Here is a 275-nt window from a genome sequence, read left to right as displayed (position 1 = left end):
CTCACTGACAGCGTGGCAAGGGATGGAGAGGCGGATCGCCACACCGTTCGGCATCCACTCGCGCGAGATTTCGAGCCCAAGGCTTTGACCGATGATTTGCTCAAGCCTGCTTCCAAAACCGATCGAACGTGTTTCCGGCGCTTCCTGTGGCGGGCCGTTGCTCTCCCGCCAGACGATCTCCAGGATCTCGCCGTTCATCGCCACTATTATATTCAGCTTCCCCTCTTCAACAGAGAGCGCACCATATTTTGCGGCATTGGTCGCGAATTCATGGA

Annotated in this window: 1 pseudogene; it reads right to left on the bottom strand. The window is 56.7% G+C overall.

Annotated features, from left to right (window positions below):
• Nucleotides 1-275 (bottom strand): annotated as a pseudogene (locus ACPYOI_RS36205) (histidine kinase); the annotation flags it as partial.

The sequence above is a fragment of the Rhizobium sp. SVR5-2C genome (genome assembly GCF_056755115.1).
Note: the sequence above shows the minus strand (reverse complement) of the source record. Positions and strands in the feature narration are given on the sequence as shown.